Source organism: Streptomyces sp. SAS_270 (assembly GCF_052543295.1).
Genome location: NZ_JBMNDS010000023.1, coordinates 1 through 12597 on the forward strand (window position 1 = coordinate 1; position 12597 = coordinate 12597).

Below are 12597 nucleotides of genomic sequence, written 5' to 3' on the forward strand. Positions count from 1 at the left end.
CCGACCGATCGGCCGGAGACGGGGTATCAACATATCTGGCGTTGATTTTTGGCACGCTGTTGAGTTCTCAAGGAACGGACGCTTCCTTTGTACTCACCCGCAGAACATTTTCTGGGGCTTTCCTCCGGGCGCTTCCCTTCGGTCTTGCGTTTCCGACTCTATCAGATCCTTTCGGGCCTGATTCCCAGTCAGCGGGTTTGTCGTTCGGACTTTGAGTGCTTTCGCCTCTTGGCCTTTCGACATTCACTACGTTAGCCGATTCCCGTCGCGACTCATAATTGAGTTCCGCGAGTTCGAATTCGGGCATGAGGACACGCCGAATTCTCCCCCGCCGAGGGGAAGTCGTAGGTAGTGGGTTGGCCACTTCCGGCTGCTGGCTGAACGCCGTACCCGGTTCAAGCGGCTCGGGCTACATTACGGATCCCCCACAGACGAGTCAAGTTGAGCGGCGCCGGGGCGTATGGGCCCGATAAGGGCTCACCGTCGGGTCGTTGGCGATCCAGAAGCGCCAGGGGTGGACGCCCCCGTCGCCGGCCACTCCGGTGCGCGGACCACTGCGTACCTGGTCGGGAGGGACGGGTGTGCCGGTCAGGAGGGTCAGCGGGCCCGCCTCGGGGGCACAGGCGTCCGCGCCGTCGAGGGTCCGGTCCACGTCCAGGGCGGTGGCCAGGCGGGCAGGCCCTTTGGCCAGTTCCTTGTCATATCGGGCTGAAAGTCGACGTTTGCGAGCCAGTTCGGCGCCTTCGGTGATCTCTCCGGCACGGAGCAGGACTCCGCTCGCCGTGCCCTCCGGACCGCACACCAGGTTCATGCAGTGCCACATGCCGTAGGTGAAGTAGACGTACACATGGCCGGGCGGGCCGAACATCACGCCGTTGCGGGCCGTGGGACCGCGATACGCGTGCGAGCCGGGGTCGTTCCCTCCGTCGTACGCCTCCACCTCTGTGAGGCGCAGCTCGATCGGACCGTCCGGGGTGGCGCGCACGAGGACGCGCCCGAGGAGGTCGGGGGCGACCTCCAGTACAGGGCGGTCGAAGAACTCCCGGGTGAGGGGCGTACGGTCAGGGGCCGCGATCATGGCGTACGAGCGTAGTCCACACGGGTGTGTGTCCGTGGGGTGGCCAGGGAGCGCCTCCCTTGGAAGGGTGAGGGCACGGAACCGGCCGGGGTCGGATCGCGTTTGTATGGATCAAGGGTTCAGACGAAGTAACAGGCGTTGCCTGGGGAGGAAGTGACATGGGGTTCAAGCGGCTGCTGGCGAGCATGGGAGCCGGTGGGGCTTCGGTCGAGACGGTGCTGACCGAGGTCAACACCGTTCCGGGCGGCGTCGTCCAGGGCGAGGTGCGGATCCAGGGCGGGTCCGTGAACCAGCAGATCGAGGGATTGTCGGTCGGTCTGCAGGCCAAGGTCGAGGTCGAGGGACACGACGACCAGGAGTACAAGCAGAACATCGAGTTCACCAAGCTGAGTCTCGGCGGGGCCTTCGAGCTGCAGGCGGGCGCCGTGCACGCGGTGCCCTTCGGGCTCGAAATCCCGTGGGAGACGCCGATCACCACGATCGACGGGCAGGCGCTGCGCGGGATGCACATCGGTGTGACCACGGAGCTGGAGATCGCGCGTGCCCTGGACTCGGGCGACCTGGACCCCATCAACGTGCACCCGCTGCCGGCGCAGCAGGCGATCCTGAACGCCTTCATCCAGCTGGGCTTCCGCTTCAAGAACGCGGACATGGAGCGCGGCCACATTCGTGGGACGCGTCAGCGGCTGCCGTTCTACCAGGAGATCGAGTTCTTCCCTCCGTCGCAGTACCGCGGGCTGAACCAGGTCGAGCTGACCTTCGTCGCCGACGACCGCGAGATGGACGTCATCCTGGAGATGGACAAGAAGCCGGGACTGTTCAGCGAGGGCAGCGACTCGTACCGCTCCTTCCAGGTGGGTCTGCACGACTACCAGAGCACGGACTGGGCGGCGTACCTGAACCAGTGGCTCTCCGAGGTAGGCAGCAAGCGCAGCTGGTTCTAGGGTCCTGATCTCAGGTCAAGCTGTCCATCGACTCGGAGGTGCCGAGGTGACCGAGCTGAACAGGCCGCCGCTTCCCCACGACTTCCATCCGTCCGTGCCGTCCTTCACGGTCACGAGTGAGGACGTCGAGCCGGGTGCGGTGTTGAAGGACGCGCACGTCTATGCGGCCGGAAACACTTCACCTCACCTTCGCTGGGAGGGCTTCCCGTCGGAGACCAAGAGCTTCGCCGTGACCTGCTTCGATCCGGATGCCCCTACGGGAAGCGGATTCTGGCACTGGGTCGTGTTCGACATTCCGGCTTCGGTGACCGAGTTGCCGACGGGTGCGGGCACCGGCAAGTTCGAGGGGCTGCCGGAGGGCGCGGTCCAGGCGCGCAACGACTACGGGTCGAAGGACTTCGGTGGTGCCGCGCCGCCGGCCGGGGACCCGGCGCACCGGTATGTGTTCACGGTGTACGCCGTGGATCAGGAGAAGCTCGGTCCGGACGCGGATGCCAGTCCCGCGGTCGTCGGCTTCAACCTGCGGTTCCACACGCAGGCGCGTGCCCAGCTGATCGGTGAGTATGCGGCTCCCGCCGAAGACTGACGTTCATTGAACGTTTGCCCGCCTCTGGTCTTGGAAGTGATCAGAGGCGGGCATTTTTTTATTGCGTTGTCCATCTCGGCGTGCCCGGCCAGAGTTGATCCAAGCCCGCCAGGTGGTGGGCCGGTGCGCATGGGAGGTGGGCGGGGATGCGGGACACGCTGGTACTGAACGCGAGCTTCGAGCCGCTGTCGACGGTGACGTTGAACCGAGCCGTCGTTCTGGTGCTGCAGGACAAGGCCGTCGTCGAGCAGCACCACCCCGAACTGCGCATGCGCGGAGCCGCGGTGGACATACCCGCGCCTCGGGTGATCAGGCTCTGCCGATACGTACGGGTGCCCTTCCGAAGACAAGCTCCGTGGTCGAGGCGAGGTGTGCTGGTCCGGGACCGGCACCGGTGTGCGTACTGCGGCAGGCGGGCGACGACCGTGGACCACGTGGTGCCGCGGGCGCAGGGGGGCCAGGACTCGTGGCTGAACACGGTGGCCTCGTGCGCGGAGGACAACCACCGCAAGGCGGCCCGTACGCCGGAGCAGGCCGGTATGCCGTTGCTGCGTCTGCCGTTCGAGCCGACACCGGCGGACGCGATGCTGCTGGCGCTGGGGCAGGACGACTTCGAGGCGCTTCCGGAGTGGCTGGCGCAGCCCGCCGCATGACGGGTGTGTGACTGGGGGGCCCATCTCCCGCGGGAGATGGGCCCCCCAGTCACATACCGGCACGGTCCCTTGGTCAGTCCGTGATCGACGGCTTCTCGCGGCGCTCCGCGCCGCCCGAGCCGGATCCGCCGGAGTTGCCTCCGCCGCCCGAACCGCCGCCGAAGTTCCCCAGATTGCCCATGGCTCCGGACAGGCCCTTGAGCGCGTCGCCGATCTCGCTGGGCACGATCCAGAGCTTGTTGGCGTCGCCCTCGGCGATCTTCGGGAGCATCTGCAGGTACTGGTAGGAGAGAAGCTTCTGGTCCGGGTCGCCGGCGTGGATCGCCTCGAAGACCGTACGGACGGCCTGGGCCTCGCCCTCGGCGCGCAGGGCGGCGGCCTTGGCCTCGCCCTCGGCGCGCAGGATCTGGGACTGCTTCTCACCCTCGGCGGTGAGGATGGCCGCCTGGCGCGTACCTTCGGCGGTGAGGATCGCGGCGCGCTTGTCACGGTCGGCGCGCATCTGCTTCTCCATCGAGTCCTGGATGGAGGTGGGCGGCTCGATCGCCTTGAGCTCGACGCGGTTGACGCGAATGCCCCACTTGCCGGTGGCCTCGTCGAGGACGCCGCGCAGGGCCGCGTTGATCTCCTCGCGGGAGGTGAGGGTGCGCTCCAGGTCCATGCCACCGATGATGTTGCGGAGCGTGGTGACGGTGAGCTGCTCGATCGCCTGGATGTAGCTGGCGACTTCGTACGTCGCGGCGCGCGCGTCGGTCACCTGGTAATAGATGACCGTGTCGATGTTGACCACCAGGTTGTCCTGGGTGATCACCGGCTGCGGCGGGAACGGCACGACCTGTTCGCGCAGGTCGATGCGGTTGCGGATCGAGTCGATGAACGGGACCACGATGTTGAGGCCCGCGTTGAGTGTCCGGGTGTAGCGGCCGAAGCGCTCGACGATGGCCGCGCTCGCCTGTGGGATGACTTGGATGGTCTTGATCAGGGCGATGAAGACCAACACCACCAGAATGATCAGGACGATGATGATCGGTTCCATCGTTGCTCCCCGTACCCTTCTCCGCCTCGGTGTTTCCTGAAGATCTTATGGTTGTTGAAGATCTTGCTGGACGAGTCTGACAGACCGTCGTCTGCGCCGTGGGGCGTTCGGTTCACTTGCGTCGTACGAGGTCACATGACATGCGAGGTCACATCACGATCGCCGTGGCTCCCTCGATGTCCACGACGTCCACCTCTTGCCCTACCTCGTAGGCCTGTTCGGCGCCCAGGGAGCGGGCCGACCAGACTTCCCCCGCGAGCTTGATACGGCCGCCCTCGTGGTCCACCCGCTCCAGGACGACCGCCTGCATGCCCTTCAACGCCTCGATACCCGTGGCCAGTTGGGGCCGCTGATTGCGGTGGCGGCTCGCGATGGGGCGTACGACCGCGATCAGCGCGACCGAAACGGCGGCGAAGACAAGGACTTGGGGTACGGCACCGCCGCCCAGCCTCGCGACGACCGTGGCGGCGACGGCTCCCACGGCGAGCATGCCCAGTTCCGGCATGGTCGTCACCACCAGGGCGATTCCGAGCCCGGCCGCGCCGATCAGCCACCACACCCATGCGTCGATGTCACTCACATGGTCATGGTAGGACCGCGCTCCCCCCGCGGACAGGGCGCGCGATCAAGTCGGGCCGTCCGCCCCTTGGTTCGGGCCGGACGATTCAGTGTTCCTCTGTACGGTCGGGCTCCGTCCCGTCAGGACAGCGGGAGACCGTGCGCGGTCCAGCGCTCGCCGACCTGCTCGACGACGAGCGGGAGGCCGAAGCAGAGGGAGAGGTTGCGCGAGGTGAGTTCGAGCTCCAGCGGGCCCGCGGCGAGCACCTTGCCCTGACGGATCATCAGGACGTGGGTGAAGCCGGGGGCGATCTCCTCGACGTGGTGCGTGACCATGATCATGGAGGGGGCGATCGGGTCGCGGGCGAGGCGGCCGAGACGGCGTACGAGGTCCTCGCGGCCACCGAGGTCGAGACCGGCGGCGGGCTCGTCGAGGAGCAGCAGCTCGGGGTCGGTCATCAGGGCGCGGGCGATCAGGGTGCGCTTGCGCTCGCCCTCGGAGAGGGTGCCGAACTTGCGGTCCACGTACTCGGTCATGCCGAGGCGGTCGAGGAAGGCGCGGGCGCGCTGCTCGTCGATGTCCTCGTAGTCCTCGTGCCAGCCGGCGGTCATGCCGTACGCGGCGGTCAGCACCGTCTGCAGAACCGTCTGGCGCTTGGGGAGCTTCTCCGCCATGGCGATGCCGGCCATGCCGATGCGCGGGCGCAGCTCGAAGACATCGACCTTGCCGAGGGTCTCGCCGAGGACGGTGGCGGCGCCCTTGCTGGGGAAGAGGTAGCTGGACGCGACGTTCAGGAGGGTCGTTTTTCCGGCGCCGTTGGGACCGAGGATGACCCAGCGCTCGCCCTCCTTGACCGACCAGGAGACCTGGTCCACCAGAGCCCGGCCCTCCCGGACCACGGATACGTCCTCCAGCTCCAGAACATCGCTCATGAGCGCGCTGTCTCCCATTGCAGTCTTGGCCTGTCTCGGCAGTCGCGTGCGCCTGTGGACGCAGCCCCCAGGGAAATCTACGCCACCGGTCGGGCGGTCCATTCCATCGGTCCGGTCCTTAGGGTGGAGGGCATGCTTTCGGAACCACGCTCAGGACGCCTGGCCGCATGGGGAAACGCCCTTTTGGCCGGACTTGTTTCGCCCGACGACGCGGTGCTCGCCATCGTCGGTGAGGATGCGGTGCACCGGGTCGAGGGGCTGCCGGGCGAGTCGGGACTCGTCGGGCTGACGCTCGCCCTCGGCAGGCTGCGCACGCTCGGGGTGACCGGGCTGCGGGTCGCGCTGCCCGCGCCGGGGCATCCGCTGGGGCTGAGCGGGCCGCCGGACTTCAATGCGCGCGCGCTGGAGGCCGAAGAGGCCGTCGTCTGTCACGGCAGCGCGCTCGGGCTCGTTCCCGAGGTGTCCGAGGCGGGGCCCGACGGTGATGTGCACGTCGAGGTCGTGTGGCACTGCCTCCCCGTACGCGATGCCCCGCCCGCCGACGTACCGTCCCTCGGCGAGGCCGAGCGGGAGCTCGCCGAGGCGCTGCGCGACGCCACGGCCGTGCTGTCTCAGCTCGACGTGGCCGGGTCGGGGCCGGTGGCCGAGGCGGCGATCGACGCGTATCGGGCGCGAGCCGAGCAGGGTCGGGAGGTGCTCGCTCCCGGGTATCCGGCGCGGGCGGTACGGGTGTTGGAGCTCGCCCAGCGGGTGGGGCTGCTGATCTCGGTCGCGTACGAGAACGGGCACGGCGGCGCCGTGAGCGCGTCCGAGATCGCGGCTCGGGGGGAGGCGCTACGGCCGGTGGAGCGAACGGCTCGGCGGGCACAGGTGGCTGCGTACAACGCGTTTGTGGAGGAGCGGGAGCGGGGGGCTCGGTGACGCTTCGGGGATGACCCTGCTGCGCCCGCCCACCGCAAAGAGCCCCGCGAAGCCATCCTGTTCACGGGGCTCTTTCGGTACGGCAGGTCAGTCGTTCACGCCCGTGTTGCCGAAGGCGGGGTTGAGGCCGGCGATGCCGTTGACCGTGTTGCCGACCACGTTGACGGGGACGTGGACCGGGACCTGGATGAGGTTGCCCGAGCCGACGCCCGGCGACTTCACGGCCGCGCCGTCGGCGCCCGCGTCGGCGACAGCGGCACCGGCAGAAGCGCCCGCGGCGATACCGGCGACGGTGATGGCCAGGGCGGCCTTCTTGGCGATGTTCATGAAAAGCGTTCCTCCTGCGTTCGCGGACCGACCCGGCCGCGGGTCGTACGCTGAGCAACGCCGGGCCGGTCCGGAACGGCACGGGAGGCCGCGCCGGAAATGCCCGTTCGGTCCATTGGCCCGATGGGTCGATCGAGCGATGGGCCTACAGGTCTACGGGTGTACTGGCCTACCGGTGTACTGGCCTACCGGTGTACTGCTCTACGGGCTGACAACCTGACCGGCCTCCCGGAATGCCCGGGAGGCCGGTGGTCACGATCGTCCGGTGCGGGACGTCAGTGGTTGACGCCCAGGTTGCCGAAGGCCGGGTTCAGGGCGCCGATGACGTTCACGCTGTTGCCGACCGCGTTCACGGGGACGTGGACCGGGGCCTGGATCAGGTTGCCCGAGACGACACCCGGGGAGTGCTCGGCCGCGCCACCCGCGTGCGCACCGTTGGTGGCGGACGCCATACCGGCACCGGCGGCGACCAGGCCACCGGCCACCATCGCGACTGCCGTGGCCTTCTTCAGGTTCTTCACTTCTGAGCCCTCCCTAGCGATCACTGCGGCAAGGCGCCGCAGCACGCACTGGAGAACGGCCGGGGCCCGCCGAGGTTGCGCCATCCGGGGGACATACACCCGACGGTATGAATCTCAGCCCGGAGCGGAACCCTCCGAATTGCCGTTCAACCGGCGACACCATGGCGTACGGCCCAGAGCGCGGCCTGGGTGCGGTCCGCGAGGTCGAGCTTCATCAGGATGTTCGAGACATGGGTCTTGACGGTCTTCTCGGAGAGGACCAGGGCACGGGCGATCTCCCGGTTGGAGCGGCCGTCGGCGATCAGGCCGAGTACCTCGCGCTCCCGCTCGGTGAGCGAACCGCCCCTCCCCTGCCCGGAGTTGGCCACCTCCTGGGACAGCAGGGCGCCCGCCACCTCCGGCTGGAGCAGGATGTGCCCGGCGTGCACGGAGCGGATGGCCCCGGCGAGCGCGTCGGGGTCCACGTCCTTGTACACGTACCCGGCGGCGCCGGCGCGCAGGGCCGGGACGACCGTGCGCTGCTCGGTGAAGCTGGTGACGATCAACACGCGGGCGGGGTTGGCGAGTTCGCGGAGTTTGCGCAGCGCGTCGATGCCGTCCATGCCCGGCATCTTGATGTCCATGAGGACGACGTCGGGCCTCAGCTCCTCGGCGCGGGCGACCCCTTCGGCGCCGTCGGACGCCTCGCCCACGACCTCGATGTCGTCCTGTACTTCGAGGAAGGTGCGCAGGCCCCGCCGGACCACCTGGTGGTCGTCGACCAGCAGCACTTTGATTGCGTCAGCCACCAGGGACCTCCATGTCGATCGTGGTGCCCTTGCCGGGCGCCGATTCCACGGTGAGGATGCCGCCGACCCCGCTCGACCGGTCGCGCATGGACACCAGCCCGAGGTGGCGTCCGGCGCTGCGTATCGCGTGGGGGTCGAAACCGCTGCCGTCGTCGGTGACGCGCAGGGCGGCGCCCTGGTCGCGCCTCTCCAGGGTCACGTCGACACGCGTCGCGCCCGAGTGCCGCAGCGCGTTGTGCAGAGCCTCCTGGGCGACGCGCAGCACGGCCTCCTCCTGGGCGGCGGGCAGCGCGCGGACACCGCAGCTGTCGAAGGTCACGTGCGCGGAGTGCGCGCGGTCGAGGACCTGGATCTGGGTGCGCAGCGTGGCGACCAGGCCGTCGTCGTCGAGGGCGGCGGGGCGCAACTCGACGACGGCGGCGCGCAGTTCGTCGGTGGCTTCTGCGGCGAGCGCGGCCACCTGCTGGAGCTCGCCCTTGGCGCGGGACGGATCACGGTCGACCAGGGCCGCGGCGGCCTGCGCGGTCAGGCGCAGGGAGAAGAGCTTCTGGCTGACGGCGTCGTGCAGTTCGTGGGCGAGGCGGGAGCGCTCCTCGGCGATGGTGAGCTCGCGGCTGCGTTCGTAGAGCCGGGCGTTGGTCAGGGCGATCGCGGCGTGCTGGGCGAGGATCGTCAGCAGTTCCTCGTCGTCCTCGGTGAAGCCGCAGCTGCCCTCCGGTTTCGCGCAGATCTTGTTCGCCAGGAACAGTGCGCCGATCACCTCGTCGCCGTCGCGGATCGGCAGGCCGAGGAAGTCGGACATGTCGGGGTGGGCGGCGGGCCAGCCCTCGAAGCGGGGGTCCTTGCGCACGTCGGCGAGGCGCTCGGGGCGGGCCTCGTGCAGCATCGCGGCGAGGATGCCGTGCTGGCGCGGGAGCGGGCCGATGGCCTTCCACTGGGCGTCGCTGATGCCGTCGACCACGAACTGGGCGAAGCCTCCGTGGTCGTCGGGGACGCCGAGCGCCGCGTACTGCGCGTCGAGCAGCTCGCGGGCCGAGGCGACGATCGTCTTGAGGACGTCGCGCACCTCGAGGTGCCTGCTCATGGCCAGCAGCGCGGAGCTCACCGCGTACAGGCCGGACCGTGGACCTTGACTCATGACCCCAAAGTACCGGTGGGGTGCGACAACGCGGATCGGACCTGTGGCGGCCGCCGCCTAGGCCGGTGGGCCTAGGGCAAAGGGCCCCGGATCATTGCGGCCCGCGGACGAGGCGGCGACGACGGTCCGGTTCCTACGTTGAAGGGGCCGGCCGGGAACGGCGGGCACGGGACGAGGGGACGGATGTCATGCCGGTAGCGATCATCACGGGGGCTTCGAAGGGGCTGGGGCGGGCGCTCGGCGCGGCTCTGGCGGAGCGCGGCTGGGATCTGGTGCTCGATGCCAGAACGCCGGGGGTGCTGGAGGAGACAGCGGTGGCGCTGTCGGCGTACGGGACGCGGGTGGAGGCCCTGCCCGGGGATGTCACGGACGCCGGGCATCGCGCCGAGCTGGTGGCGGCGGCGCGGAAGCTCGGGGGCGTGGACCTGCTGGTGAACAACGCGAGCTCGCTGGGCGCCGAACCGCTCGTACGCCTGGAGGCCCTCACGCTGGACGGACTGCGGCGGGCCCTGGAGGTCAATGTGGTCGCCGCGCTCGGTCTCGTCCAGGAGGCGCTGCCGTTGTTGCGGGCCTCGGCGGCGGGCGCGGTCGTCGACGTCAGTTCGGACGCGGCGGCCGAGGCGTACGAGACCTGGGGCGGGTACGGGGCGTCGAAGGCGGCGCTCGACCATCTGTCGGCGGTGCTCGGCGCGGAGGAGCCCGGGCTGCGGGTGTGGGCCGTGGACCCCGGGGACATGGGTACGGACCTGTACGCGGCGGCCGTGCCGGACGACGACGATGCGCGCCCGGCTCCGGCCGAGGTGGTTCCGGCCTTCCTGCGGCTGCTCGACGAGCGCCCGGCCAGTGGCCGCTACGCGGCGCCGGCCCTGCTGGAGGCACGGTGACGACGGCCGCGGTGTCGGTTCCGGAGGAGCTGTCGGCGCGGGTGCCGGCCGAGCAGCGCGGGCCCGGGCTGGAGCGGGACGCGGTGCGGATGCTCGTCTCGCGCGGTACGGAGGTGTCCCATCACGCGTTCACGGAGCTGCCCGGGCAGCTGAGGGCCGGGGACCTGCTCGTCGTCAACACGTCCGCCACGCTGGCCGCGGCGGTGGACGGGTGGATCGGGCACGCGCGCGTGGTGGTGCATTTCTCCACACGGGGCGACTCCGCGCGGGGCCACGACGGGCGGTGGGCCGTCGAGCTGCGGGATCCGGACGGACGGGGCACCACGCGTGCGCGGGCGGGCGGGCCCGCGGGGACAGAGGTGCGTCTTCCCGAGGGCGTACGACTCGTACTGGAGGAGCCGCTGGCCGCGGGGAGCGCGCGGCTGTGGTGGGCGCGGGTGCCGGACGAGGAGGACGTCCTCGGGTTGCTGCGCCGGCACGGGCGTCCCATTCGCTACTCCTATACAGAGAGGGATCAGCCGCTGTCCGTCTATCAGACGGTGTTCGCGCTGCCCTCCGCCGACGGTGCGGGCAGCGCGGAGATGCCGAGCGCGGCGCGGCCCTTCACCGCACGCCTGGTGGCGGAGCTGGTGAGCCGGGGTGTGCAGTTCGCGCCGATCACCCTGCACACCGGGGTGGCATCGGCCGAGTCGCACGAGCCGCCGTACCCGGAGCGCTTCGTCGTACCGGGGACGTCGGCGCGGCTGATCAACGCGGCGCGGGCCGCCGGTGGGCGGATCATCGCGGTCGGTACGACGGCTGTGCGGGCCGTGGAGTCCGCGGTGGGCGCCGACGGGGTCGTACGGGCCGAGGAGGGCTGGACGGACCTCGTGGTGACCCCGGAGCGCGGGGTGCGGGCCATCGACGGGCTGCTGACCGGACTGCACGAGCCGGAGGCCTCCCATCTGCTGATGCTGGAGGCCGTCGCGGGGCGGGCGGCGATCGGCCGCAGCTATGAGGAGGCGCTGCTCGGGCTCTACCTGTGGCACGAGTTCGGGGACGTGCACCTCATCCTCCCGGACGACAACCCTCACGCTGAGCATTGCGTCAGCAACTGCCGGTGAGACCGCTGTACGGCCGGTGTGACGCCGCCCATAGGACGCACATCACGTACGAAGGTGCATAGGAGATAAAGGGGACCCAGGTGAGCGGGACAGACGTGCCACTCTGCCCCGATTTGCCCTTCCGCGGTCCACTATGCAGCTTCGTACGTCACACCTTTGCCACAGGATTTTGCGGCCGCTAAGAATGGCAGCCGTCGCTCAACGCCGCGGGTTTCGCCCCGCGGCGTTTGGTTCGGAAACACTCAGTCCCCCACCGGACCGTGAGCGACCTCCGCGCTATTCGAAGAGGTCCATCAGTCATGCCCAAGCACATCAACGCTCCTGGTCATAGTCCCGCGCTGACCAAGACCCACAAGTTCTCGATGGCCGGTGTGGCCGCCCTCGGCGCCGCCGCCCTCGCCTTCACCCTGGCGCCCGGTCACACGTCGACGACGACGAACGAGGCCGCCGCCTCCACTGCTCCGGTGGTCTTCAGCCAGCAGCAGATCAAGGACGTGCAGTCCAGCTTCGCCGACCAGCTGGCCAGCGCCGACCTGAAGGCCAAGACCTTCACGGCGAAGAAGGCCGCTGCCGACGCGGCCGCGAAGAAGAAGGCGGCCGCCGAGGCCGTCGCCAAGAAGAAGGCCGCCGCGAAGAAGGCTGCCGAGAAGGCCGCGCAGGAGCGCAGGGCGAAGGCCGCCGCGAGCCGGTCCGCCCAGCGCGCCCGGATCAAGGCCGCCGCGGTGAAGACCTACGCCAACAACCTGGACGGCTGGATCCGCCAGTCGCTGGACATCATGTCGAAGCACGGCATCCCGGGCACGTACGACGGCCTGTACCGCAACATCATGCGGGAGTCGACGGGCAACCCGAACGCCATCAACGGCTGGGACATCAACGCCCAGAACGGCACCCCGTCGATCGGCCTGCTCCAGGTCATCCAGCCGACCTTCAACGCCTACCACGTGGCCGGCACCTCGTGGAACATCTACAACCCGGTCGCCAACATCACGGCCGCCGCCAACTACGCGGCCGACAAGTACGGCTCGATGGACAACGTCAACAGCGCGTACTGAGGTCGGCGCGGACCTCTGAGACGCACGTACGGCGAAGGGCGGCACCCCGGTGGGGGTGCCAGATCGGAAGAG

15 protein-coding genes and 1 pseudogene are annotated in these 12597 nt (G+C 69.4%); 8 read left to right on the forward strand and 8 right to left on the reverse strand.

Features of this window, described 5'->3' with window-relative positions:
• Positions 1–215: hypothetical protein (locus ACN6LB_RS17645; protein ID WP_445026750.1), on the forward strand; the 215-nt coding region annotated here is incomplete at its 5' end.
• Between the two features lie 221 nt (positions 216–436).
• On the opposite strand, the gene ACN6LB_RS17650 is transcribed toward ACN6LB_RS17645, so the two are convergent.
• Complete coding sequence (locus ACN6LB_RS17650; RefSeq protein ID WP_356147509.1) at positions 437–1078, reverse strand: DNA-3-methyladenine glycosylase; 642 nt, start codon at positions 1076–1078, stop codon at positions 437–439.
• Between the two features lie 158 nt (positions 1079–1236).
• On the opposite strand from ACN6LB_RS17650, the gene ACN6LB_RS17655 reads away from it, so the two are divergent.
• The 3 genes from ACN6LB_RS17655 (at position 1237) to ACN6LB_RS17665 (ending at position 3261) form a co-directional block, all read left to right on the forward strand.
• Positions 1237–2022 carry a sporulation protein gene (locus tag ACN6LB_RS17655; protein ID WP_356147506.1) on the forward strand — a complete coding sequence of 262 codons (786 nt, stop codon included), beginning with the start codon at positions 1237–1239 and terminating at the stop codon, positions 2020–2022.
• Positions 2023–2068: 46 nt separating this feature from the next.
• Positions 2069–2608 (forward strand): YbhB/YbcL family Raf kinase inhibitor-like protein, encoded by a 540-nt coding sequence (locus ACN6LB_RS17660; RefSeq protein WP_445026751.1) that lies wholly within the window; start codon positions 2069–2071, stop codon positions 2606–2608.
• Between the two features lie 146 nt (positions 2609–2754).
• Positions 2755–3261, forward strand: a complete 507-nt coding sequence (locus ACN6LB_RS17665) for an HNH endonuclease (RefSeq protein WP_356147500.1) — start codon at positions 2755–2757, stop codon at positions 3259–3261.
• Positions 3262–3334: 73 nt separating this feature from the next.
• Here ACN6LB_RS17665 and ACN6LB_RS17670 read toward each other — a convergent pair whose 3' ends face one another.
• The 3 genes and pseudogenes from ACN6LB_RS17670 to ACN6LB_RS17680 form a co-directional block, all read right to left on the reverse strand.
• A complete protein-coding gene (locus tag ACN6LB_RS17670; RefSeq protein ID WP_356147497.1) occupies positions 3335–4297 on the reverse strand; it encodes an SPFH domain-containing protein in 963 nt (320 codons plus the stop codon).
• A gap of 148 nt (positions 4298–4445) precedes the next feature.
• Entirely contained in the window at positions 4446–4877 is a 432-nt protein-coding gene (locus ACN6LB_RS17675; protein WP_445026752.1) for an NfeD family protein, read from the reverse strand.
• 386 nt (positions 4878–5263) lie between these two features.
• Positions 5264–5890: pseudogene (locus ACN6LB_RS17680) on the reverse strand (ABC transporter ATP-binding protein); the annotation flags it as partial.
• Between the two features lie 30 nt (positions 5891–5920).
• Between ACN6LB_RS17680 and ACN6LB_RS17685 the strand changes: the two are divergent.
• Positions 5921–6709 carry a hypothetical protein gene (locus ACN6LB_RS17685; RefSeq protein WP_445026753.1) on the forward strand — a complete coding sequence of 263 codons (789 nt, stop codon included), beginning with the start codon at positions 5921–5923 and terminating at the stop codon, positions 6707–6709.
• 87 nt (positions 6710–6796) lie between these two features.
• On the opposite strand, the gene ACN6LB_RS17690 is transcribed toward ACN6LB_RS17685, so the two are convergent.
• The 4 genes from ACN6LB_RS17690 to ACN6LB_RS17705 all read right to left on the reverse strand — a co-directional run bounded on the left by ACN6LB_RS17690 (position 6797) and on the right by ACN6LB_RS17705 (position 9483).
• Positions 6797–7036 carry a chaplin gene (locus tag ACN6LB_RS17690; RefSeq protein WP_356147485.1) on the reverse strand — a complete coding sequence of 80 codons (240 nt, stop codon included), beginning with the start codon at positions 7034–7036 and terminating at the stop codon, positions 6797–6799.
• Positions 7037–7311: 275 nt separating this feature from the next.
• Positions 7312–7557, reverse strand: coding sequence for a chaplin (locus ACN6LB_RS17695; RefSeq protein ID WP_356147482.1), 246 nt, complete (start codon positions 7555–7557; stop codon positions 7312–7314).
• 146 nt (positions 7558–7703) lie between these two features.
• Complete coding sequence (locus tag ACN6LB_RS17700) at positions 7704–8345, reverse strand: response regulator (RefSeq protein ID WP_445026754.1); 642 nt, start codon at positions 8343–8345, stop codon at positions 7704–7706.
• The gene (locus tag ACN6LB_RS17705) at positions 8338–9483 is read right to left on the reverse strand and encodes a GAF domain-containing sensor histidine kinase (protein ID WP_445026755.1); all 1146 of its coding nucleotides are present in this window, start codon (positions 9481–9483) and stop codon (positions 8338–8340) included. Before ACN6LB_RS17705 ends, ACN6LB_RS17700 begins: the two co-directional genes overlap by 8 nt.
• A gap of 188 nt (positions 9484–9671) precedes the next feature.
• On the opposite strand from ACN6LB_RS17705, the gene ACN6LB_RS17710 reads away from it, so the two are divergent.
• The 3 genes from ACN6LB_RS17710 (at position 9672) to ACN6LB_RS17720 (ending at position 12525) form a co-directional block, all read left to right on the forward strand.
• Positions 9672–10367, forward strand: coding sequence for an SDR family NAD(P)-dependent oxidoreductase (locus tag ACN6LB_RS17710; RefSeq protein ID WP_445026756.1), 696 nt, complete (start codon positions 9672–9674; stop codon positions 10365–10367).
• Entirely contained in the window at positions 10364–11470 is a 1107-nt protein-coding gene (locus ACN6LB_RS17715) for an S-adenosylmethionine:tRNA ribosyltransferase-isomerase (protein ID WP_445026757.1), read from the forward strand. Before ACN6LB_RS17710 ends, ACN6LB_RS17715 begins: the two co-directional genes overlap by 4 nt.
• Before the next feature lie 299 nt (positions 11471–11769).
• Positions 11770–12525, forward strand: a complete 756-nt coding sequence (locus tag ACN6LB_RS17720) for a transglycosylase SLT domain-containing protein (protein WP_445026758.1) — start codon at positions 11770–11772, stop codon at positions 12523–12525.
• The last annotated feature ends 72 nt before the right edge of the window (positions 12526–12597 follow it).

What these genes read in the sequence shown, in the direction of transcription:
- ACN6LB_RS17665 (WP_356147500.1), top strand. Translation starts at nt 2,755, where the DNA reads ATGCGGGACACGCTGGTACTGAACGCGAGCTTCGAGCCGCTGTCGACG.
- ACN6LB_RS17720 (WP_445026758.1), top strand. Translation starts at nt 11,770, where the DNA reads ATGCCCAAGCACATCAACGCTCCTGGTCATAGTCCCGCGCTGACCAAG.
- ACN6LB_RS17670 (WP_356147497.1), bottom strand. Translation starts at nt 4,297, where the DNA reads ATGGAACCGATCATCATCGTCCTGATCATTCTGGTGGTGTTGGTCTTC.
- ACN6LB_RS17685 (WP_445026753.1), top strand. Translation starts at nt 5,921, where the DNA reads ATGCTTTCGGAACCACGCTCAGGACGCCTGGCCGCATGGGGAAACGCC.
- ACN6LB_RS17650 (WP_356147509.1), bottom strand. Translation starts at nt 1,078, where the DNA reads ATGATCGCGGCCCCTGACCGTACGCCCCTCACCCGGGAGTTCTTCGAC.
- ACN6LB_RS17710 (WP_445026756.1), top strand. Translation starts at nt 9,672, where the DNA reads ATGCCGGTAGCGATCATCACGGGGGCTTCGAAGGGGCTGGGGCGGGCG.
- ACN6LB_RS17705 (WP_445026755.1), bottom strand. Translation starts at nt 9,483, where the DNA reads ATGAGTCAAGGTCCACGGTCCGGCCTGTACGCGGTGAGCTCCGCGCTG.
- ACN6LB_RS17655 (WP_356147506.1), top strand. Translation starts at nt 1,237, where the DNA reads ATGGGGTTCAAGCGGCTGCTGGCGAGCATGGGAGCCGGTGGGGCTTCG.
- ACN6LB_RS17690 (WP_356147485.1), bottom strand. Translation starts at nt 7,036, where the DNA reads ATGAACATCGCCAAGAAGGCCGCCCTGGCCATCACCGTCGCCGGTATC.